Below are 20,307 nucleotides of genomic sequence, written 5' to 3'. Positions count from 1 at the left end.
GATGATGAGCACCCGCGTCGAGATCGATCTTCTCGGCCCGATGCGCCTGCGGGCGGACGGGCGGCCGGTCGACGTCACCACCGGCCGGTTGCGGGCGTTGATCGCCGTCCTGGCGCTGTCGGCCGGCCGCACCGTCACCGTGGCGCGGCTGGTCGAGGCGCTGTGGTCGCAGCACCTGCCGGCCAACCCGCGGCGCAGCATCCAGACCTACGTCACCCGGCTGCGCACACTGCTCGGCCCAGGCCTCATCGCGACCAGCGCCACCGGGTACGTGCTGCACGCCGACCCCGACGCCGTCGACGTGCTCCGGTTCCAGCGGCTGCTGGACCGCGCCGACGGCAGCTCCGACCCGCTGCGGCAGCGCAGCTGTCTCGCCGAGGCGCTCGCGCTCTGGCGCGGCCGGCCGTTCGACGACGTCGAGTCCGCCTGGCTGGCCGGCACCGAGGCGCCGCGGCTGGTCGAACGGCACCTCGCGGCGCAGGAGCGGCGCATCGCCCTCGACCTCGAGCTGGGTCGCCCGGCGGACCTCGTGCCCGAGCTGCGCGAGCTGACCGCCGCCCACCCGCTGCGCGAGCCGGCGTGGGCGCTGCTGCTGGAGGCGCTGGAGCGGTCCGGGCGGCGGGCCGAGGCGCTGGCGCAGTACGAGCGGGTGCGCTCGCGGCTGGCCACCGAGCTGGGCGTCGAACCCGGGCCCCGGCTGCGGGCGGTGTACGCGCGGCTGCTCGCGCAGACGCCGCCGCGGCGGACGCCCGAGGTGCGGCGCGTGCCCCGTCAGCTGCCCGCTGACGTGCCCGACTTCGTGGGCCGCGCCGACGCGCTGGCGCTGCTGGACCACGCGGCCGCCACGTCCCCCGTCGCGACGGTGTCCGGCACCGCCGGCGTCGGCAAGACGACGCTGGCCGTGCACTGGGCGCACAGCGTCTCCGACCGGTTCCCCGACGGCCAGCTGTACGTCAACCTGCGCGGCTTCGATCCCGACCGGCCGCCGGTCGACCCCACCGATGCGATCCGCGGCTTCCTCGACGCGCTGCGGGTGCCGCACGAGCTGATACCGGCCGACGCCGACGGCCAGGCCGCGCTGTACCGCAGCGTGCTGGCCGGTCGCCGGATGCTGGTGCTGCTCGACAACGCGCGCGACGCCCGCCAGGCGCGGCCGCTGCTCCCGGGCTCCGCCGACTGCCTGACCCTGGTGACCAGCCGCGACCAGCTGCTCGGCCTGGCCACGGCGGCCGGTGCGCGGCCGGTCACGCTGGACCTCCCGCCCGCCGACGACGCCCGCGAGCTGGTGCTCCGCCGCATCGGCGACCACCGCGCAGAGCCGCGGATCGTCGACGAGCTGGTCGCGCTGTGCGCCCGCCTGCCGCTGGCGCTCGCCGTCGCGGCCGCTCGGGTGGCGGAGCAGCCGGAGTCGCTGGAGTACCGGGTGGCCGAGCTGCGGGCGGCCGCCGGCGGGCTGGACGCGTTCGCCGCCGACGACGCCACCATCGACCTGCGCTCGGTGTTCTCGTGGTCCTACGACGGGTTGAGCGGGCCGGCCGCCCGCCTGTTCCGGTTGGTCGGCTCCGCCCCCGGCCCCGACATCGGCACGGCCGCGGCGGCCGCGCTCGCCGGCCTCGACGCCGACGCCGTCCGCCCGCTGCTCAGCGAGCTGACCCGCGCGCACCTGCTGACCGAACCGGCGCCCGGCCGGTACGGCGCGCACGACTTGCTGCGCGCGTACGCCGCCGAGCTGGGCGGCCGTGGGCCGGAGTCCGAGGCGGCGCTGCGCCGGCTGCTCGACCACTACCTCGCCACCGCGCTGGCGGCCAGCCGTCTCCTGCGCTCCGACCGCGAGACGCACGAGCCGGTGCTGCCGCCGTCGGCGACGCCCGAGGCGGCCGAGCACATCGCCGGCCCCGAGGCCGCGCGCGCCTGGTTCGCCGCCGAGCGGCGCACGCTGCTGGCCGCCGTCGACGCCGCGGCCGACCACGGACACGCCGTCCACGCGTGGCAGCTGGCGTGGGCGCTCACGATCGACCTCGACTGGCGCGGGCGCTGGCGCGACATCGCCCGGGTCAACAGCTCGGCCTTGCTGGCCGTCCGGGTACTCGACGACACCGAGCCGCCGGCCCACCTGCACCGGTCGCTCGGCCGCGCCTACGGCTACCTCGACCGCCACGACGACGCCGAGGCGCACCTGCAGCGCGCGCTGACGCTCTATGCGGCCCGCGGCGACCTCGTCGGGCAGGCCCGGACGCTGCGGTCGCTGGGCGTGGTGAAGGAGCGCACCGGGCGGCACGAGGAGTCGCTGGACCACGACCTCGCGGCGCTGGAGCTGTTCCGGCGCATCGGGCAGCCGGCCGGGCTGGCGGGCGCGCTGAACGCCGTCGGCTGGGCGCACGCGATGCTCGGCCGGTACCAGCGGACGCTGGAGTTCGCCGGGCAGGCCCTGGAGATCCTGCGCGGCCTGGACGACCGGCTCGCCGAGGCGGCCACCCTCGACACCCTCGGCTTCGCCCACCACCAGCTGGGCGCCTACGACCGTGCCGTCGACTGCTTCGAGCGCGCGCTGGACCTGCTGCGCGAGCTGGACGGCCTGTACTACGAGGTGGTCACGCTACGGAAGCTCGCCGACAGCCACGAGGCCGCCGGCGACGCCGCTGCCGCCGCGCGGGTGCGTCGGCAGGCCATCGCCGCCCTGGACGAGCTGGGCGAACGCGGCACGGAACGACTGCGGGCGGAGCTGACGGCGCGCGTCACTGCGCCGGACGCGCCTCCGGGTCGGCCGGGGCGGCAACCGGCGCCTCGGTAGCGGGCTGGGCCGGCGTCGCCTGAGCGGTGGTCGCCTGCGGCTGCGGGTCCGGTGCCGGCGTGACGATGACGGCGTTCGACGCGTCGCTGTCGGCCGGCTTCGCCATCTCGGTCTTGAAGATCTTCAGCGACTGGCCGATGCCGCGGGCCATCTCAGGCATCCGCTTCGCGCCGAAGAGGAGGAAGATGACGATGAGGCCGATGATCAGCTCAGGCGTACCGATGTTGGGCATGTGGTCACTTCTTCCCTGACAGGTACCGGTCCATACCATCGTACGCCTCAGGGGTAGCGGGTATGGTTGGCGCGGTTCTGGGAACGGCGGGCGAGACGCCGTCGAAGGGCCGCATCAGGGAGGTCGCAGCCATGCCGGGTCGCCGCTCCGGAGACCACGCGGGCAGCCGCGTGCTCCGGAAGATGTGGGCGCTTCCGGCCATCCTCCTCTCCGGCGCCCTCATGCTCATCTCGTCCGGGCCGCCCGCGGCCGCGGCACCGTCCGGCCAGCACCGCGGTCCGTCGATCACCACCGCGCCGGGCGAGCTCGGGTCGTCCGCGCCGTCCGTCGCCGGCACCGGCGACGTCCTCGACCTCGCCGTCGTCGCGACCGCCGTCACCGTCAAGCTCGGCTACGCGCCGCCCACGCCCGCGTGGACCGTCGTCGGGCCGCTCGACCTCTACCTCCTGGACGCCGGCCCCGCCCCGGCCGACCGGGTGCCGGCCGACGCCGCGTGGACGCCCACCGACCCGCAGCGCGGGCCGCCCGCGATCCGGCAGTAGACGTCCCCTCAGCTCTTCCGCCCGACGGCGTGCCGGCACGTGCCCGCGCCGCCGGGCACGTCCCTTGGAGACCTCCTGTGGATCGCATGACCGCGCTCTACCTCGTCGGCGGCGCGGCCGCCGTCATCCTGGCGACGTACGCCCTGTTCCGGCGGCGCGCCAAGAGGCGCGGCACCGGCGCGTCCGACGGCGGCCGCGTGGCCCGCGCCGTCGCCGCCACGCTGGTGCTCGCCGGCTCCGCCTTCGTCACGCTCACCTCGAGCCCGAACCTCGGCCTCGACCTCGAGGGCGGTGCGCAGATCGTCCTGGAGACGCAGGACACCGACACCGTCCAGGCCGACGCCGAGTCCACCGACCGCGCCCTCGAGGTGCTGCGCCGCCGGGTCGACGCACTCGGTGTCTCCGAGCCGTCGCTGAGCCGGTCCGGCGACCGCCGCATCATCGTCGAGCTGCCCGGGGTCTCCGACCCGCGGGAGGCCGCCGACGCCCTCGGCCGCACCGCGCAGCTGACGGTGCACCCCGTCCTGGGCTACGACACCTCCGGCCTGACGCCCGAGACGCCTGCCCAGACCCCGCCCGCGACGCCTCCGGCCACGCCGCCCGCGACCACTCCGCCTGCGACCCCGCCGGCCACCGAGGGCTCCGTCGGCGGCGCCATCGAGCCGGAGGCACCGGCCGGCGACACCGGCACCGACGTCGCCGCCGCCACCACACCGGCGCCCACCGAGACGCCGGCGCCGGGCGAGACCCCCGCCCCGGGCGGCGAGGACCAGCTGGTGCTGCCGGACGAGTCCGGCCAGCCGCTGCTGCTCGCGCCCACCGCGATGACCGGCGAGGAGATCGACGGCGCCGACGCCATCTACGACGTGCAGCGCGGCGGCTGGCTCGTCACGCTCGACTTCAGCGGCGACGGCGGCCAGACCTGGGCGCAGCTCACCAGCGACGCCGCCTGCCAGCCCGACGGCGACCCGCGCCGGCGCATCGCGATCGTCCTCGACGACACCGTCATCTCCTCGCCCAATGTCACGAACAGCGTCCAGTGCGGCGTCGGCATCCGCGGCGGCCAGACGGAGATCACCGGCGACTTCACCGAGGAGGAGGCCAAGGACCTCGCCGCGCTGGTCGAGGGCGGCGCGCTCCCCGTCGACGTCGTCACCGTCGAGCAGCGCGTCGTCGGCCCGACACTCGGCGACGAGGCGATCGAGGCCAGCGCCTGGGCGGCGATCATCGGCATGGCCGCCACCGCGATCTTCATCGGCGTCGCGTACCGCCTGGTCGGCCTGATGGCGGTCTTGGCGCTGATCGGCTACGCCGGCATCGCCTACGCCGCGCTGAGCGCGCTGGGCGCCACCCTGACGCTGCCCGGCCTGGCCGGTTTCGTGCTGGCCATCGGCATGGCCGTCGACGCGAACGTGCTGATCTTCGAACGGGCCCGCGAGGACTACGTCGACGGCAAGACGAAGAGCCTGCGCGGCGCCGTCCAGAGCGGTTTCAAGAACGCGCTGTCGGCCATCGCCGACTCCAACGTGACGACGCTGCTGGCCGCCGGGCTGCTGTTCTTCCTGGCCTCCGGCCCCGTCCGAGGATTCGGCGTCACGCTGACCATCGGTGTGCTCGCCTCGCTGCTGTCGGCGCTGGTGCTGAGCCGGGTGCTGTGCGAGTGGCTGGCCGACCGTCGCTGGCTGAACCGGCACCCGGACGCCAGCGGCCTCGCCCACCACGGCCGCGTGCGGCTCTGGCTGCGCGAGCGCAACCCGCAGCTCATGGCCAGGCCGCTGCGCTGGCTGCTCATCTCGGCCGTCGCCGTGGTGCTGGCCTTCGGCGGCATCCTCGTCCGCGGCCTCGAGTTCGGCATCGAGTTCACCGGCGGCCGGCTCATCGAGGTGTCGCCCACCGAGACCATCGACGTCGACGACGCCCGCGCCGCGGTCGCCGACGCCGGCTTCCCGACGGCCATCGTCCAGGAGTCCGGCGACGACGACATCACCGTTCGCGCCAGCGACATGTCCGACGACGAGGCGGCCACCGTCATCGCCGCGCTCGACGAGGCCGGCGGCGGCGCGGAGCTGATCCGCGACGAGCTGATCGGCCCCAGCCTCGGCGACGAGCTGCAGCGCAACGCGCTCATCGCCTTGGGGGTCGCGCTGGCGGCGCAGCTGGCCTACCTCGCGATCCGGTTCCGCTGGACGTTCGGCACCGGCGCCGTCGTGGCCCTGTTCCAGAACGTCGTGGTCACCGTCGGCATCTTCGCCTGGATCGGCAAGCCCCTGGACGGCATGTTCCTCGCCGCGCTGCTGACGATCATCGGTTACAGCGTCAACGACGCCGTCGTCGTGTTCGACCGCATCCGTGAGACGTGGACCCGCAAGGAGGGCGAGAGGTTCAGCGAGGTCTCCAACACCGCCATCCTCAACACCCTGCCGCGGTCGGTGAACACCGGTGCGAGCACGCTGTTCATCCTCGTCGCCCTGCTCGTCCTCGGCGGCGACTCGCTGTCGGACTTCGCGCTCGCGCTGGTCCTGGGCATCCTGATCGGTACGTACTCGTCGAACTTCACGGCGGTGCCGCTCACCATCCTGCTCGAGGACAAGAAGCCGGCCCCGCCGCCGGCGCCGAAGAAGGTCGACAAGCGCAGCCGCGAAGACCCCAACTACGGCGCCGTCGTCTGACGGCCGCGTCACCCGACGCAGTGGAGGGGACGGTGCCCGCTCGGGTACCGTTTCCTCTTCTGCCCGAATAGCTCAGCTGGTCAGAGCAACCGCCTTGTAAGCGGTAGGTCGTCGGTTCGAATCCGACTTCGGGCTCCACCTCTCCTCCCCAGAAGATCCTCGCCCCGCACCCCGTGCCCCCGGCGCGCCCGGCCCTCCCCACCCTCGAACGTTGATCCGAAACTCCATGGCGCCGTGCTCCTCGCGCGTGACAGCATCCCCGCCATGGCCGACCGGGAGCTGCGCACGATCTTCGACGAGGATGCCGAGCTGTACACCCGGGCCCGGCCGGGCTACCCGGACGCGATCTTCGCCGCCCTCGGTGAGCTGGCCGGGCTGGGCCCGGGTGCGCGGGTGGTGGAGATCGGCCCTGGGACCGGCCAGGCGACGCTGCCGCTCGTCGCCCGCGGAGCGCATGTCGTCGCCGTCGAGCTGGGCGCCAACCTCGCGGCGGCGCTGCGCCAACGCACCGCGGGCCACCCCGTCGAGGTGGTGGAGTCGACCTTCGAGCAGTGGGCCGCGCCACCGGCCTCCGCCGAGCTGGTGACGTCGTTCACCGCCTGGCACTGGCTCCACCCGGCGGTGCGGGCCGGGCGGGTGGCGGCCGTGCTGCGGCCCGGCGGCGCCCTGGCGACGGTGACGACCGAGCACGTGCTCGGCGGCACGGCAGACTTCTTCGCCGACGTGCAGGAGTGCTACGAACGCTGGGACCCCGCGACCCCGCCCGGCCTGCGCCTCCAGCCGGCCGACGCGATCGCGCCGTTCGCCGACGAGATCGACGACTCGCCGCTGTTCCGGCCCGCCGTCCGCCGCCGCTACCGCACCGACGTCACGTACGACGCGCAGGGCTACCTCGACCTGTTGTCGACGTACTCCGGACACCGTGCGCTGCGCCCCGACCGCCGCCGCGGCCTGTTCGACTGCGTCCGCGGCCTGATCGAGAACCGATACGGCGGCACCGTCACCAAGGCCTACCTCTACGAACTGCGCGTCGCTCGGCTCAGCGCCCCCGCCGGCGACGACGACGCGCGGCGATGACGTCGCGGATGGGCGGGACGACGACGCCGCTCTCGGCCATGCGACGCCGGGCCAGCCGGCGCGAGCGCAGGATTCCCACCAGGCCGATCGTCCACATCACGTACTGAACGCACATCGCCACGCGGAAGTCGCCCAGGTCGTACTGGGTCGACGACGCGCCACCGCTGCGGGCGTCGAGCACCAGGCCGACGGCGAGGATGGTCAGCAGCGAGGCGAGGAACCCGCCCACATTGACGATGCCGGTCGCGGTGCCCAGCCGGTTCGGCGGGTTGAACGTGCGGGCGAAGTCGAAGCCGATCATCGACCCGGGACCGCTGAGCGCCATGGACAGCACCAGCAGCACGAGCAGCCAGCCGGGCGCCCGTCCGGGCAGCAGCAGGACCGCGGTCCAGGCGGCCGCGTTCGCGAACACGATCCCCAGCACCAGCCACGACCGCCGCAGCGGATGCCGTTGCACCATGACGCCGATGATCGGGCCGGCGACCACGCCCGCGACGACGGTGAGCGTCAGCAGCGCTCCGGCCGCCGCCTCGGAGAGGCCCTCGGCGGACACGAGGAACGGGAACCCCCACATCAGCGCGAAGACGGTGCCGGAGAACTGGGTCGTGAAGTGCGTCCACAACCCCAGCCGGGTGCCCGGGTGGCGCCACGCCGTGACGAGGTCGGCGCCGAGGTGACGCATCGAGCCGTCCGCCAGCGGCTGGGCCCGCACCGACGGGCTGTCGCGCAGCGCCGCGGCGGCCAGCACGCAGACCAGCACGCCGGTCGCGGCCGCCGAGCCGAACGCCGCGCTCCAGCCGTAGGCGTGCAGGACGGCGACGAACGGCACCGCGGACAGCACCTGACCTGCCTGCCCGACCAGGCCGGTGAGCTGCGTCATCACCGGCACCCGGCCGGGCGGGAACCAGGCGGAGACCAGACGCAGCACGCTGACGAACGTCAGCGCGTCACCCATGCCGACGAGCACACGGCCCGCCGCGGCGGGCGGCACGGACTCGGCGAACGCCAGGACGGCCTGCCCCGCGGCCATCAGCAGCGCACCGGCGACCACCAGCCGCCGTCCGCCGACGCGGTCGAGCAGCAGGCCGATCGGGATCTGCAGGCCGGCGTAGACCACCAGCTGCAGGACGACGAACGAGGCCAGCACGCTGGCCGACACGTCGAAGCGGCCGGCCGCGTCCAGCCCCGCCACCCCGAACGTGGTGCGGTGCATGACCGCGACGATGTACGCGGATACGCCGACGGCCCAGATGGTCCAGGCGCGGCGGGAGGTCGACATCAGGGTTCCATTGTCCACTGCCGCGCGCCGGCGCGAGCGCGAAGGACCCGGCACCCCAGGAGGGAGCACCGGGCCCTCCGACGTCGGTCACGAGGGCATGTGACCATTCCGACTGCGGGTTTGATTTCAGGCGGTCCCCACAATCGGAAGTGGCGGCTCGAAAACCACCACGTCCGAGAATGCGCGGCTGTTCACAACGCATGACGATCACGCGCAAAAGTCGGCCGGGCAAAGACTTCCAGACATCGACTTGTCGTGCATGCCGACGCGCCCGGACCTGGGAACACGCTGACCGATTTGCCGGTAAAGGCCGGGAAAGATCGGCCGATCGGTGGAGGGCGGGATGGGTCCTATGACGACGAGTCCGGCGCACCGCCGGAATGCGCCGTCAGGTGGCGGCGGTGCGGATGTAGGACGAAAGGGAGTCGCGCTCGACCTCGAGCTCGGTGATGCGGATCTTCACGACGTCGCCGATGCTGACGATGCCGTCGAGCCCGCCGCCGTCGGTGACCACCGGCATGTGCCGGAACCGGCCCAGCGTCATGGCCGCGGCCAGCTCGTCGACGTGCTGGTGCGGCGCGCACGTCTGGACGTCGGACGTCATGATCGCCGAGACCGGCTCGGAGAGGACGGCGGCGCCGCGCGCGGCCAGTGCCCGGACGATGTCGCGCTCGGAGACGATGCCCTCGATCGCGGTGCCGTCGCCGGACACCACCACCGCACCGATGCGGTTCTCGGCCAGAACGGTGAGCAGGGAACGGACGTCGGTGTCTGGGGGCACCGTCACGACGGCCTTGCCCTTGGTCCGGATGATGTCGGAGATGCGCATCGGGGGCCTCCTCGCCGGCTCGGAGTACTCCTGGTGCCTTTGAACCGTACGGCGTTCGCGACGATCCGGAAAGGCTTCTGGCCAGTCAGGGGTGCTTTACCCCGGATTGTCCGCCCCCAAGCGGCGCGGCGCCGGTCGACCCGCGCACCACCAGCTCGGGGGTGAACAGCAGTTCCGACGGGTCCGCGGGCACACCGGCGATCTGCTCCAGCAGCGCCTGGACGGCCGCCGACGCCATGGCCGGGACCGCCTGCCGGACGGTCGTCAGCGGCGGGTCGGTGAACGGGATGAGCGGGGAGTCGTCGTAGCCGATGACGGACACGTCGCCGGGCACCGTGAGACCGCGCTGCCGGACCGCCCGGACGGCGCCCAGCGCCATGAGGTCCGAGCCGCAGACGATGGCCGTGCAGCCGGCGTCGAGCAGCTGCTCCGCGCACGCCCGGCCGCCCTCGACCGTGAAGAACGACGTCGCGACCAGCCCGTCCGGGTCGGGTGCGCCGGGCACGCCGCGCAGCGCCCGGCTGAACCCGTCGATCTTGCGGGCCGCCGGGACGAACCGGCGCGGCCCGATGGCCAGGCCGATGCGGCGGTGGCCGAGCGAGGCGAGGTGCTGTACCGCGAGCTCGGCCGCCGCGACGTCGTCGGTCGACACGAACGGCACACCCAGCCCGGGCACGAACCCGTTGACCAGGACGATCGGCAGCCCCAGCTCACGCAGCCGGTGGTAGCGCGCCGGGCTGGCCGTGCTGTCGGCGTGCAGTCCGGAGACGAACAGGATTCCGGCGACGCCGCGGTCGACCAGCATCTCGACGTACTCGTCCTCCGTGACGCCACCGGGCGTCTGGGTGCACAGCAGCGGCGTGTACTCGCGCTGCGCCAGGATGGTCTCGATGACCTGCACGAACGCGGGGAACACGGGGTTCTCCAGCTCGGGCACGATCAGCCCGATGAGCCCGGCGCTGGTCGAGCGCAGCCGGCTCGGCCGCTCGTAGCCGAGGACGTCGAGCGCCGCCAGCACCGCCTGCCGGGTCTGCGCCGCCACGCCCGGCTTGGCGTTGAGCACCCGGCTGACCGTCGCCTCACTGACCCCGGCATGCGAGGCGACGTCGCTGAGCCGCACGGTCACCGTTCCACCCTTCTGCGTGTCGGGCCAGGCACGTCGGCTCACTGGCTCCGCTGCACCTCCGGCGCCCTCCATCGACGGACGGTACCGCGCGGGCCGCCCCGGCCAGCGGCCACGAGCACACCGGCGTGACCTACGTCACGCCCGGGTGACGTATCGGGTGCCGCCATATAGTGTCTCGTAACACCCGCAACCTGGCAGTAACTCGCGGGACAACTTCATACCCCGTCCACTTCACTACGGATCGTCCGGCACGTACCTGCCGGTGAAGGGAAGCAACGATGGCTACGGTCACGTTCGACAAGGCCACCCGGATCTACCCGGGAACCGACAAGCCGGCGGTCGACGCTCTCGATCTCGCCATCGAGGACGGGGAGTTCCTCGTTCTCGTCGGTCCCTCCGGCTGCGGCAAGTCCACCAGCCTCCGCATGCTGGCCGGCCTCGAAGAGGTCGACGGCGGCGCCATCCGCATCGGCGACCGCGACGTCACCCACATGCCGCCCAAGGACCGCGACATCGCGATGGTCTTCCAGAACTACGCGCTGTACCCGCACATGTCGGTGGCCGACAACATGGGCTTCGCCCTGAAGATCGCCGGCACCCCGAAGGACGAGATCCGCCGCCGGGTCGGCGAGGCCGCCAAGCTGCTCGACCTCACCGAGTACCTCGACCGCAAGCCGAAGGCGCTCTCCGGTGGTCAGCGTCAGCGTGTCGCCATGGGCCGGGCCATCGTCCGCGAGCCGCAGGTGTTCCTCATGGACGAGCCGCTGTCGAACCTCGACGCCAAGCTGCGCGTCTCCACCCGCACGCAGATCGCCTCGCTGCAGCGCCGGCTCGGCATCACCACCGTCTACGTCACCCACGACCAGGTCGAGGCCATGACCATGGGCGACCGCGTCGCGGTGCTCAACGCCGGCCTGCTGCAGCAGGTCGACAGCCCGCTGGGCCTGTACGACAAGCCGGCCAACGTCTTCGTCGCCGGGTTCATCGGCTCGCCGGCCATGAACATCGCGACGTTCGACGTCAAGGACGGCCGCGCCACCCTGGGTGACGCCGACGTCGCCATCCCGGCGTCGATCTCCTCCAAGGTCGCGGCCGAGGGCTCCAGCACCGTCACGCTGGGCTTCCGGCCCGAGGCGCTCATCCCGGCGTCGGCCGAGGAGAAGGGCGGCATCCCGGTGCTCGTCGACGTCGTCGAGGAGCTCGGTTCCGACGCGTACGTGTACGGCCGCCCGGCCGGGCCGGCCGCCGACGAGCAGGCCGACCGCCTGCGCAGCGACCAGGTCATCGCCCGCGTCGAGCCGCGCAACGCCCCGCAGAAGGGCGAGAAGATCAACTTCTCCATCCGCCCGGGCAGCGAGCACTTCTTCTCCGTCAAGACCGGCGAGCGTCTCGAGCCCTGATCGACCGGACGAGGGTCCGGAGCTCCGTGCGAGACAATGTCTCCATGGAGCTTCGGATCCTCGCCGCACCGCGCGAGCAGCAGGCGCTCCTCGACCTGCCCTGGGACATGCCCCTGGAGCAGTGGCCTGAGTGGTACCTGGTCGCGCTCCCCCGCGGCATCTCGCGGCACGTCGTCCGTTTCACCCGGCTCGGCCGCAACGTCTACGCGCTGAAAGAGATCGTCAAGCCGTTCGCCGACCGCGAGTACCAGATGCTGCGCGACCTCGCCCGGCTCGACGTCCCCGCGGTCCAGGCCGTCGGCGTCGTCAGCGGGCGCGAGGCCCCCGGCGGCGAGCCGCTCGACTCCGTCCTCGTCACCCGGCACCTGCAGTTCTCGCTGCCGTACCGGGCCCTGTTCGCGCGCATGATGCGCCGCGACACCGTCGACCGCCTCATCGACGCCCTCGTCGTCCTCATCGCCCGGCTGCACCTCACCGGCTTCTACTGGGGCGACTGCTCGCTGTCCAACACGCTGTTCCGCCGCGACGCCGGCGCGTTCGCCGCATACCTCGTCGACGCCGAGACCGGCGAGCTGCACAACTCGCTCAGCGACGGCCAGCGCGCGCACGACCTCGACACCGCCCGCACGAACATCGCCGGCGAGATGATGGATCTCCTCGCCGCCGGCCAGCTCGACGAGAGCGTCGACCCGATCGCCGTCAGCGACCAGGTGGTCGAGCGGTACGAAGCGCTCTGGAGCGAGCTGACCGAGTGGGAGGCGTTCGACGTCAACGAGCGCTGGCGCATCGCCCGCCGGGTCGACCGCCTCAACGACCTGGGCTTCGACGTCGACGAGCTGGACATCGTCACCGACATCGGCGGCCGCACCATCCGCGTCCAGCCGAAGGTCGTCGACCCCGGGCACCACTCGCGCCGGCTGCTGCGCCTCACCGGCATCGACGCACAGGAGAACCAGGCCCGCCGGCTGCTCAACGACCTCGACACCTACGCCGCCGTCACCGAGCAGCAGGGCGAGGACGAGGAGATCGTCGCCAACGCCTGGGTGCTCGACAGCTACGAGCCGGTGCTGCGGGCCATCCCGCGCGACCTGCGTGGCAAGCTCGAAGGCCCGGAGATCTTCCACGAGGTGCTCGAGCACCGCTGGTACCTCTCCGAGAACCTCGGCCGCGACGTCGGGCTCGAGGAGGCCGCGCGCGACTACGTCGACACCGTGCTGCGGCACAAGCCCGACGAGCTGGCCATCCTCGGCGGCACCAGCGCCGAGGCCGACACCACGCAACCGTTCCGCATCACCTGGAACGACCTCCAGTAACCCCAGCGGTCAGCGCGGCCTGTTAGGGTGCTGCGCGCGGGCACATGAACATGGGGAATTGGATGAGGCACCACACCATACGTACCCGCGGTGTCGTCGCACTCGCGGCCGCGGCCTCCGGCGCCGCTCTCGTGCTCGCCGCGGCGGCACCGGCGAGCGCACAGGACCAGCCGCTCACGACCGAGAACCACCGGCCCAACTCCGCACCGCTGACCGGCGGCGACGCTGCCTACGAATACGCGCCGACGATCATCGCCGAGAACGGCGTCTACCGCATGTGGTACTGCGCACAGGACCCGCAGGGCGCCGTGCCCGGCGACGACATCCTGTACGCGGAGTCGCCGAGCCTCGACGGGCCGTTCACCGCGCCGGGCGGCGGCGACCCGCTCATCGTCTTCGAGGGCCGCGGCGACGGAAGCTTCGACGGGCAGCACACCTGCGACCCGTCGGTCGTCAAGGTCGACGGCACCTACTACATGTACTACGGCGCTGCCGTGAACGACGGCGTCACGACGATCGGCGTGGCCCGCAGCTCCGACGGCCTCAGCTGGGAGCGCATGGTCGACCAGCCGATCATCACGCCGGCGAACCAGCAGGACACCGGCAACGATTACGGCGCGGGCCAGCCCAGCGCGGTCTACCTCGACGGGAAGTTCTACCTGATCTTCACCGACACCACCGGCGCCGGCGCGCTGGCCAGCAACGGCGCCGGCCAGTTCGCGTGGCGCTCGGCCGACCCGACGTTCGCCACCGGTACCGAGGTGTTCACCGCCGACGGCTGGCAGCCGATCTCGCCGGAGAACTCCCGCGCCTTCTCCGTGGCGAACGCGTTCTCGGCCGACTGGCAGTACTCCGACGAGCTCGAGTCGTTCGTCATCGCCCACAACAACGACGCCGGCCGCACCACGCTGACGTTCCTGGGCACCGAGAACCTCGCCGAGCACCCGTGGGCGCCGGTGACCATCGACGGCGTCTGGGTCGAGGGCCCGGGCATCGCGTCGACGCCCGACAAGCACGCCGTCGACGACGGTGCCGCCGAGTGCGGCCGGGTGCCGGTCGACGTGGTGCACGCCAGCCGGGCCGACGGCGTCCCGCCGCAGGACCTCGTCCACAAGGGCATCGACCTGGTCGCTCCGATCGACTGCGAGACGCCCACTCCGACGCCGACCCCGACCGACGAGCCGACGGACGAGCCCACCGACGAACCGACCGACGAGCCCACCGACGAACCGACGGATGAGCCGACCGACGAGCCCACGGATGAGCCGACCGACGAGCCGACGGACGAGCCGTCCGAGAGCCCGACGGCGGAGCCGACCACGGACCCGACGCCGTCGCCGTCGCCCACCTCCGACGACGACCTGCCCGACACCGGCGCCGGCAGCACCGGCCTCCTGGTGGCGCTGGGTGCGGCCCTGATGGCCGGCGCGGCGCTGCTGTACCGCTACCGCCGCGGCACGGTCGCGTAACGCACGACGGCATGACGAGGGGTGGGCGGCCGCGCGGCCGCCCACCCCTCGCTCGCGTTGGTGACGTCGTCAGATCCGGTACGGCGCGTCGCCGCGGACGGCGTCGGTGACCGCCTCGTTCACCGGGCGGATCTCGACCGCCCCGCCCGCGCCGCACGGAATGCGGGCCGCGATGGCCGCCGCCTCCTCGGGCGTCTCGCAGTCGACCAGGTAGTAGCCGGCGAGCAGCTCCTTGGCCTCCAGGAACGGGCCGTCGGTGACGGCGGGCGCGCCGCCGTGCGCGGCGGTGCGCACCGTCCGCACGCCGGTGTCGCCGAGCGCGGCCGAGCTGAGCACCGTCTTGGTCTCGTTCAGCTCCTTGAACAGCGTCACGTGACCCTGCAGGCGGGCCTCGGGGTCGAGGTCGGGCCCGGCGGCGGGGTTGTTGTAGATGAGCAGCAGGTACTTCACGGGGTCCACCCTCTCACGAATTCGATGTGACCCAGGTCACATCACACCGATCCGCGGCTGATGTCGAAATCCGTTCCGCGACCGCGACGTATCGGGTGACAGCGCGATCGAGAAGAACCTGAGAGAGGGATCACCGTGACGACCATCGACACCTCGGCTCCCGTGGAGCGAGCCGGCAAGCGCGAGTGGATCGGCCTGGCCGTTCTGGCCCTGCCCACCCTGCTGCTCGCACTCGACATGAGCGTGCTCTACCTGGCTCTGCCGCACCTGGCGGCCGACCTGCAGCCGACCAGCACCCAGCTGCTCTGGATCACCGACATCTACGGCTTCATGGTGGCCGGGTTCCTCATCACCATGGGCACCCTGGGCGACCGGATCGGCCGGCGCAAGCTCCTGATGATCGGTGCGGTCTTCTTCGCCGCGGCCTCGGTGGCGGCGGCCTGGGCCACCAGCGCGGAGATGCTGATCGCCACCCGGACGGCCCTGGGCATCGCCGGCGCGACGCTGATGCCGTCGACGCTGGGCCTCATCACCAACATGTTCAAGGACCCGAAGCAGCGCGGCGTCGCGATCGCGGTCTGGATGAGCTGCTTCATGGGCGGGACGGCGCTCGGCCCGGCCATCGGCGGGGTGCTGCTGGAGGCGTTCTGGTGGGGCTCGGTGTTCCTGCTGGGCGTGCCGGTCATGGTCCTACTGCTGGCCACCGGCCCGATCCTGCTGCCCGAGCACCGCAACCCCGACGCCGGCCGGCTCGACCTCGTCAGCGTGGGCCTGTCGCTCGGCACCATCCTGCCGGCCATCTACGGCCTGAAGGATCTGGCGAAGGACGGCGTCAGCGTCACCGCAATCGTCGCCATCGTCGTCGGTGTCGCCGTGGGCGTGGCGTTCGCCCGCCGGCAGCTGCGCCTGACCGACCCGCTGCTGGACCTGCGGCTGTTCCAGAACAAGCGCTTCACCTCCGCTCTGGGCATCTTCTCCGTCGGCGGCTTCGCGATGGGCGGCATCTTCCTCTTCGTCAGCCAGTACCTGCAGCTGGTCGAGGGTCTGTCCCCCCTGCAGGCCGGGCTGTGGCTGGTGCCGCCGTCGGTGGCGATGATCGGCGGGACGATGTTCGGCCCGGCGCTCAGCCAGCGGGTCGGTGCCGGCTGGGTGATCGGCGGCGGAATGGCCCTCGCGGGAATCGGCCTGCTCGTGATGACCCAGGCGGGCGCCACCGGCGGCCTCGGCCTGATCGTCGGCGGCCTGATCGTCGCCACCGTGGGCCTCGGCCCGGGCGCCGCCCTGACCGCCGACATCGTCGTCAGCTCCGCCCCGCCGGAGAAGGCCGGCTCCGCCGCCTCGGTCTCCGAGACCAGCGGCGAGTTCGGCATCGCGTTCGGCATCGCCGCCCTGGGCAGCCTGGGCACCGCGGTCTACCGCTCCGAGCTGACCATCCCCGACGGCACCCCGGCCGAGCTGACCGCCGCCGCGCAGGACTCGCTGGCCGGTGCCTCCGTGGCCGCCGCCCAGCTGCCCGGTGACGTCGCGGCGCCGCTGCTGGAGGCCGCTCGCGAGGCCTTCATGACCGGCCTGAACACGGTGGCGAGCATCGGCTCGGTCGCGATGATCGCCTTCGCGGTGGTCGGGGTCGTGCTCTTCCGCCGCTTCCAGCCGGCCACCCCCGCGCCCGAGACGCCCGACGTCACCGACGCCGAGCTGGAGCCTGTCGCCGCCTGACCCCTCGAGCGCTGTCCCGAGAGCCGGGGCCGGTCCACCCGACCGGTCCCGGCTCTCGCGTGTCCCCTACTGCGTTGGTTGGGGCTCCCCGTCCCCCTGCTGCCCGATTGTCTTGCCGCGAACGACCGCGTCAAGCGGACTATTGGCGCTTCGCGCGACGATGACCGCTTGACTCGCCCGTCCGCGGCGAAGAACGGGCAGCTATCAGGGGGACGGGGAGGATCTGGGCACGCCTCACGCTTGTCCTGCCCGTTTCACCCGATTTGTCGGACTGTGGACGGCGATGATCATCGGCGATCGCCTACATCACGAGGATTCCGTGAGCTTCACCATGCCTGTAGGCGTGTTGACGCTGGGGTAATCCTCGTGATGACCCCCGGCTCACGGTGAAATCTCACCAGATGGACGCCCAACGACACCAACGCCACACCGAAACGGGGCCGACGCCCCCGTGGGCCCGTCGCCGCTCTTCCCCCGTCCCCCTGATAGCTGCCCGTTCTTCGCCGCGTGCGCGCGGGTCAAGCGGTCATCGCCGGCGCGAAGCGCCCCCATAGTCCGCTTGAGGCGCGCGCCCGCGGCCAAGACAATCGGGCAGCAGGGGGACGGGCCCCACGCATCAACGGGACGGCACCCGCCACCGCACAGAAGGCCGGGAATCCGTACACCTGCCTGTTACCGTGCGTTCATGACGGCCCCCGTCGATCGCCAGCGGCGCATCGCCTCCCCGTTCGCGCGGGACGATGTCCGGTACGCGATCGGCCGGGCGCTGCTGCTCGGCTGTGCCGTCGTCATGGCGCTGCATCTCCTGGCCGTCGTCGTGCGCATGCGCACCCGCCCTGAGGGTGGCGTCCTGGCCGACGTCCTGGCGCTGCTGAACGGCGGCCACGAGCGCTCGCTCGCGAGCTGGTGGACCTCGGCGCTGCTGGTCGCCTGCTGCGCGGCCGCGCTCGTCGCCGCGCGGCTGGCTCGTGGCGCGGGTGAGGGCGGCGCCGCACGGGCGTGGGCGGTGCTGGCGGCCGTCCTCGGGCTGCTGTCGCTCGACGAGATCGTCTCGCTGCACGAGCGCGGGGCCGAGTGGGCGGCCGCTGTGTTCGAGACCGGCTCGCTGCTGGCGCGGCTCGGCTGGACGATTCCGGCGGCCGCGATCCTGGTGGCGTCGCTCGTCGTCCTCGTCCCGGCGTTCCGTGCCGTCCCGCGGCGCGCCCGCCTCATCGTCGTCGCCGGGCTGGCCACCTCGATCGCGGGCGCCCTCGGCATGGAGGTGCTGAACGTCCTGCTCGTCGACGCCGGCGCCCGGTACCTGTGGCGGCACCTGGCGATGGCCGTCGAGGAGGCGGCGGAGATGGCCGGCGTGGTGATCGTCCTGCTCGGGGTGCTGACGGCCGTACGGGTGAGCTGGAACGAGCGCGGGATGGCCCTGGCCTACGACGACGGCCGCGCGGACCGCTGACGTAGCGCCTCGTAGAGGACGACGGCGCCGGCGGCGGCCGCGTTGAGGGAGCTGGCGCCGCCGGTCATCGGGATGCGCGCGACGATGTCGCAGCCGTCGCGCCAGGCCCGGCTCATGCCGGCGGTCTCGTTGCCGATCACGACGACGGCGGGGCCGGCCAGCGGTGCGTCGGCGAGGTCGACCGTGCCCGACTCGTCGGTGCCGATCACCGGCGCGCGCCCGGCCGCCCACTCCAGCACCGGACCGGGTCCGGGCAGTCGCAGCACCGGGATGGTGAAGATCGAGCCGGTGCTGGCCCGGACGGCCTGCGGGTCCCAGGGGTCCGCCGCGTGCCCGGTCACCACGACGGCGTGCGCGCCCAGCGCGTCGGCGGAGCGCACCAGCGAGCCGACGTTGCCGGGGCTGACCGGCCGGTCGAACACGACGACCAGCGCGTCGGCCGCCGACGGCAGCCGTGCGACGTCGTCGTCGCCGGGGTGCTCGACGACCGCCAGCAGCTCGGGAGCGCCGTCGGCACGCTCGCCCAGCTCGGCCAGCAGCTCCGGCGCCACACGCACGACCGGCGCGAGCCCGGACGCCATCAGCTCGGCCGCCCACGACGACGGCCGCGGCCGGCCGTCGAAGAGCAACGAGACGAACGGCACGCCGGCAGCGGCGGCCAGCGAGATGGGGCGCACGCCCTGGACGAGCAGCCGGCCGCTCGACTGACGCTTGGACCGGTTCGTCAGCAGCGCCTGCCACTGCTGGAACGTCGCGTTGCGCCGTTCGACCGCCTTCACCCGGACGACCGGAGCTCGCGCGAGATGACCAGCCGCTGGATCTGGTTGGTGCCCTCGAAGATCTGCATGACCTTGGCCTCGCGGAAGTAGCGCTCGACCGGGTGGTCGCGGGTGTATCCGGCGCCGCCGAGCACCTGGACGGCGTCCGTCGCCACTCGCATGGCGTTGTCGGTGGCCACCAGCTTCGCCACGCTGGCCTGGTGCCGGAACGGCTGTGACGCATCGCGGCGCCGGGCCGCGACGACGTACAGGGCACGCGCGCTCTCGACCGCCGCCGCCATGTCGGCGAGCAGGAACCCGAGGCCCTGGTGGTCGATGATCGGCTGGCCGAACTGCTCGCGCTCGCGCGCGTAGCCGACCGCCGCCCGCAATGCCGCCTGGCCCAGGCCGGTCGCGATGGCGGCGACGCCGAGCCGGCCGGAGTTCAGCGCTTCGAGCGCGATGCCGAAGCCGTCGCCCTCGCGGCCGATGCGCCGCTCGACCGGCACCCGAGCGCCGTCGAGGTTGACGATGGTGGTGGGGGACGCGGTGAGGCCCATCTTCTTCTCGGGCGCGCCGAACGAGAGTCCCGGGGTGTCGGCCGGCACGAGGAAGCACGAGATGCCCCGCGAGCCGTTGTCAGAGGTGCGGGCGAAGATCGTGTAGAAGTCGGCGATGCCGCCGTGGGTGATCCACGCCTTGGTGCCGGTGAGCACGTAGCTGTCGCCGTCGCGCACCGCCCGGGTGCTCAGCGCGGCGGCGTCGGAGCCGGCGTGCGGCTCGGACAGGCAGTACGCGCCCAGCTGCTCACCACCGATGAGGTCGGGCAGCCAGCGCTTGCGCTGCTCGACGGTGCCGTGGGTGGCCAGCGGCCAGCACGACAGCGAGTGGACGCTCACGGTCAGCGCCACGGTGGCCCAGCGCTCGGCCAGTTCCTCCAGGACCTGGAGGTAGACCTCGTAGGGCTGGGCCCCGCCGCCGTAGGTCTCTTCGTACGGCAGGCCCAGCAGGCCGATGCGCCCCAGCATGCGGACGAGGTCGCGGGGGTACTCGCCCGCCTCCTCCGCGGCCGCAGCGCGCGGGCGCAGCTCGCGCTCGGCGATGTCGCGAACCAGGCCGATCAGGTCTTCGGCCTCGGGCGTGGGCAGCATGCGCTCCACGGACACGTCCGGATACCTCCGCGGTCGGCGCCGTGCCCGAGGATCG

At 72.9% G+C, this 20,307-nt stretch carries 16 protein-coding genes and 1 tRNA gene; 10 read left to right on the top strand and 7 right to left on the bottom strand.

The features are described 5' to 3' along the window. Positions 1 to 4: 4 nt before the first annotated feature. A complete protein-coding gene (locus DY240_RS07095; RefSeq protein WP_158602767.1) occupies positions 5 to 2,791 on the top strand; it encodes an AfsR/SARP family transcriptional regulator in 2,787 nt (928 codons plus the stop codon). Here the strand turns inward: DY240_RS07095 and DY240_RS07090 are convergent. Beyond that, a complete protein-coding gene (locus tag DY240_RS07090; protein ID WP_119659242.1) occupies positions 2,736 to 3,023 on the bottom strand; it encodes a twin-arginine translocase TatA/TatE family subunit in 288 nt (95 codons plus the stop codon). The two genes, DY240_RS07095 and DY240_RS07090, sit on opposite strands and share 56 nt — an antisense overlap. Positions 3,024 to 3,154: 131 nt before the next feature. Between DY240_RS07090 and DY240_RS07085 the strand changes: the two genes are divergently transcribed. The 4 genes from DY240_RS07085 (at position 3,155) to DY240_RS07070 (ending at position 7,311) form a co-directional block, all read left to right on the top strand. Then, on the top strand, positions 3,155 to 3,565 hold the full coding sequence (locus tag DY240_RS07085) for a hypothetical protein (protein ID WP_119659241.1): 411 nt from the start codon (positions 3,155 to 3,157) through the stop codon (positions 3,563 to 3,565). A gap of 86 nt (positions 3,566 to 3,651) precedes the next feature. After that, positions 3,652 to 6,234 carry a protein translocase subunit SecD gene (gene secD / locus DY240_RS07080; protein WP_119659240.1) on the top strand — a complete coding sequence of 861 codons (2,583 nt, stop codon included), beginning with the start codon at positions 3,652 to 3,654 and terminating at the stop codon, positions 6,232 to 6,234. Between the two features lie 61 nt (positions 6,235 to 6,295). Next, positions 6,296 to 6,372 (top strand) — tRNA-Thr (locus DY240_RS07075). Positions 6,373 to 6,498: 126 nt separating this feature from the next. Then, entirely contained in the window at positions 6,499 to 7,311 is an 813-nt protein-coding gene (locus DY240_RS07070; protein ID WP_119659263.1) for a class I SAM-dependent methyltransferase, read from the top strand. Here the strand turns inward: DY240_RS07070 and DY240_RS07065 are convergent. The 3 genes from DY240_RS07065 to DY240_RS07055 all read right to left on the bottom strand — a co-directional run bounded on the left by DY240_RS07065 (position 7,274) and on the right by DY240_RS07055 (position 10,545). After that, positions 7,274 to 8,590: an MFS transporter gene (locus DY240_RS07065; RefSeq protein ID WP_119659239.1), complete on the bottom strand. Its 1,317-nt coding sequence runs from the start codon at positions 8,588 to 8,590 to the stop codon at positions 7,274 to 7,276. The two genes, DY240_RS07070 and DY240_RS07065, sit on opposite strands and share 38 nt — an antisense overlap. A gap of 388 nt (positions 8,591 to 8,978) precedes the next feature. Beyond that, positions 8,979 to 9,419, bottom strand: coding sequence for a CBS domain-containing protein (locus DY240_RS07060; protein ID WP_119659238.1), 441 nt, complete (start codon positions 9,417 to 9,419; stop codon positions 8,979 to 8,981). An 85-nt stretch (positions 9,420 to 9,504) separates the two neighbouring features. Further along, complete coding sequence (locus tag DY240_RS07055) at positions 9,505 to 10,545, bottom strand: LacI family DNA-binding transcriptional regulator (RefSeq protein ID WP_199700991.1); 1,041 nt, start codon at positions 10,543 to 10,545, stop codon at positions 9,505 to 9,507. A 278-nt stretch (positions 10,546 to 10,823) separates the two neighbouring features. On the opposite strand from DY240_RS07055, the gene DY240_RS07050 reads away from it, so the two are divergent. From DY240_RS07050 to DY240_RS32745, 3 genes are all read left to right on the top strand, one after another. After that, on the top strand, positions 10,824 to 11,945 hold the full coding sequence (locus tag DY240_RS07050; RefSeq protein WP_119659236.1) for an ABC transporter ATP-binding protein: 1,122 nt from the start codon (positions 10,824 to 10,826) through the stop codon (positions 11,943 to 11,945). A gap of 44 nt (positions 11,946 to 11,989) precedes the next feature. Continuing rightward, entirely contained in the window at positions 11,990 to 13,258 is a 1,269-nt protein-coding gene (locus DY240_RS07045) for a DUF4032 domain-containing protein (RefSeq protein ID WP_119659235.1), read from the top strand. Between the two features lie 62 nt (positions 13,259 to 13,320). After that, positions 13,321 to 14,727 carry an LPXTG cell wall anchor domain-containing protein gene (locus DY240_RS32745; protein ID WP_199700990.1) on the top strand — a complete coding sequence of 469 codons (1,407 nt, stop codon included), beginning with the start codon at positions 13,321 to 13,323 and terminating at the stop codon, positions 14,725 to 14,727. A gap of 69 nt (positions 14,728 to 14,796) precedes the next feature. Here the strand turns inward: DY240_RS32745 and DY240_RS07035 are convergent, their stop codons facing one another. Beyond that, on the bottom strand, positions 14,797 to 15,177 hold the full coding sequence (locus DY240_RS07035) for a YciI family protein (protein WP_119659261.1): 381 nt from the start codon (positions 15,175 to 15,177) through the stop codon (positions 14,797 to 14,799). Positions 15,178 to 15,312: 135 nt separating this feature from the next. On the opposite strand from DY240_RS07035, the gene DY240_RS07030 reads away from it, so the two are divergent. Next, entirely contained in the window at positions 15,313 to 16,893 is a 1,581-nt protein-coding gene (locus DY240_RS07030; RefSeq protein WP_233552637.1) for an MFS transporter, read from the top strand. 685 nt (positions 16,894 to 17,578) lie between these two features. Continuing rightward, positions 17,579 to 18,343, top strand: coding sequence for a hypothetical protein (locus tag DY240_RS07025; RefSeq protein WP_119659234.1), 765 nt, complete (start codon positions 17,579 to 17,581; stop codon positions 18,341 to 18,343). Here DY240_RS07025 and DY240_RS07020 read toward each other — a convergent pair. Then, a complete protein-coding gene (locus DY240_RS07020; RefSeq protein ID WP_119659233.1) occupies positions 18,316 to 19,122 on the bottom strand; it encodes a TrmH family RNA methyltransferase in 807 nt (268 codons plus the stop codon). The genes DY240_RS07025 and DY240_RS07020 overlap by 28 nt on opposite strands. Then, a complete protein-coding gene (locus DY240_RS07015; RefSeq protein ID WP_233552636.1) occupies positions 19,119 to 20,267 on the bottom strand; it encodes an acyl-CoA dehydrogenase family protein in 1,149 nt (382 codons plus the stop codon). Before DY240_RS07015 ends, DY240_RS07020 begins: the two co-directional genes overlap by 4 nt. Between the last annotated feature and the right edge of the window lie 40 nt (positions 20,268 to 20,307).

This window comes from Jiangella rhizosphaerae, assembly GCF_003579925.1.
Taxonomy (GTDB): Bacteria; Actinomycetota; Actinomycetes; order Jiangellales; family Jiangellaceae; genus Jiangella; species Jiangella rhizosphaerae.
This window is presented reverse-complemented; position numbering and strand designations above follow the sequence as displayed.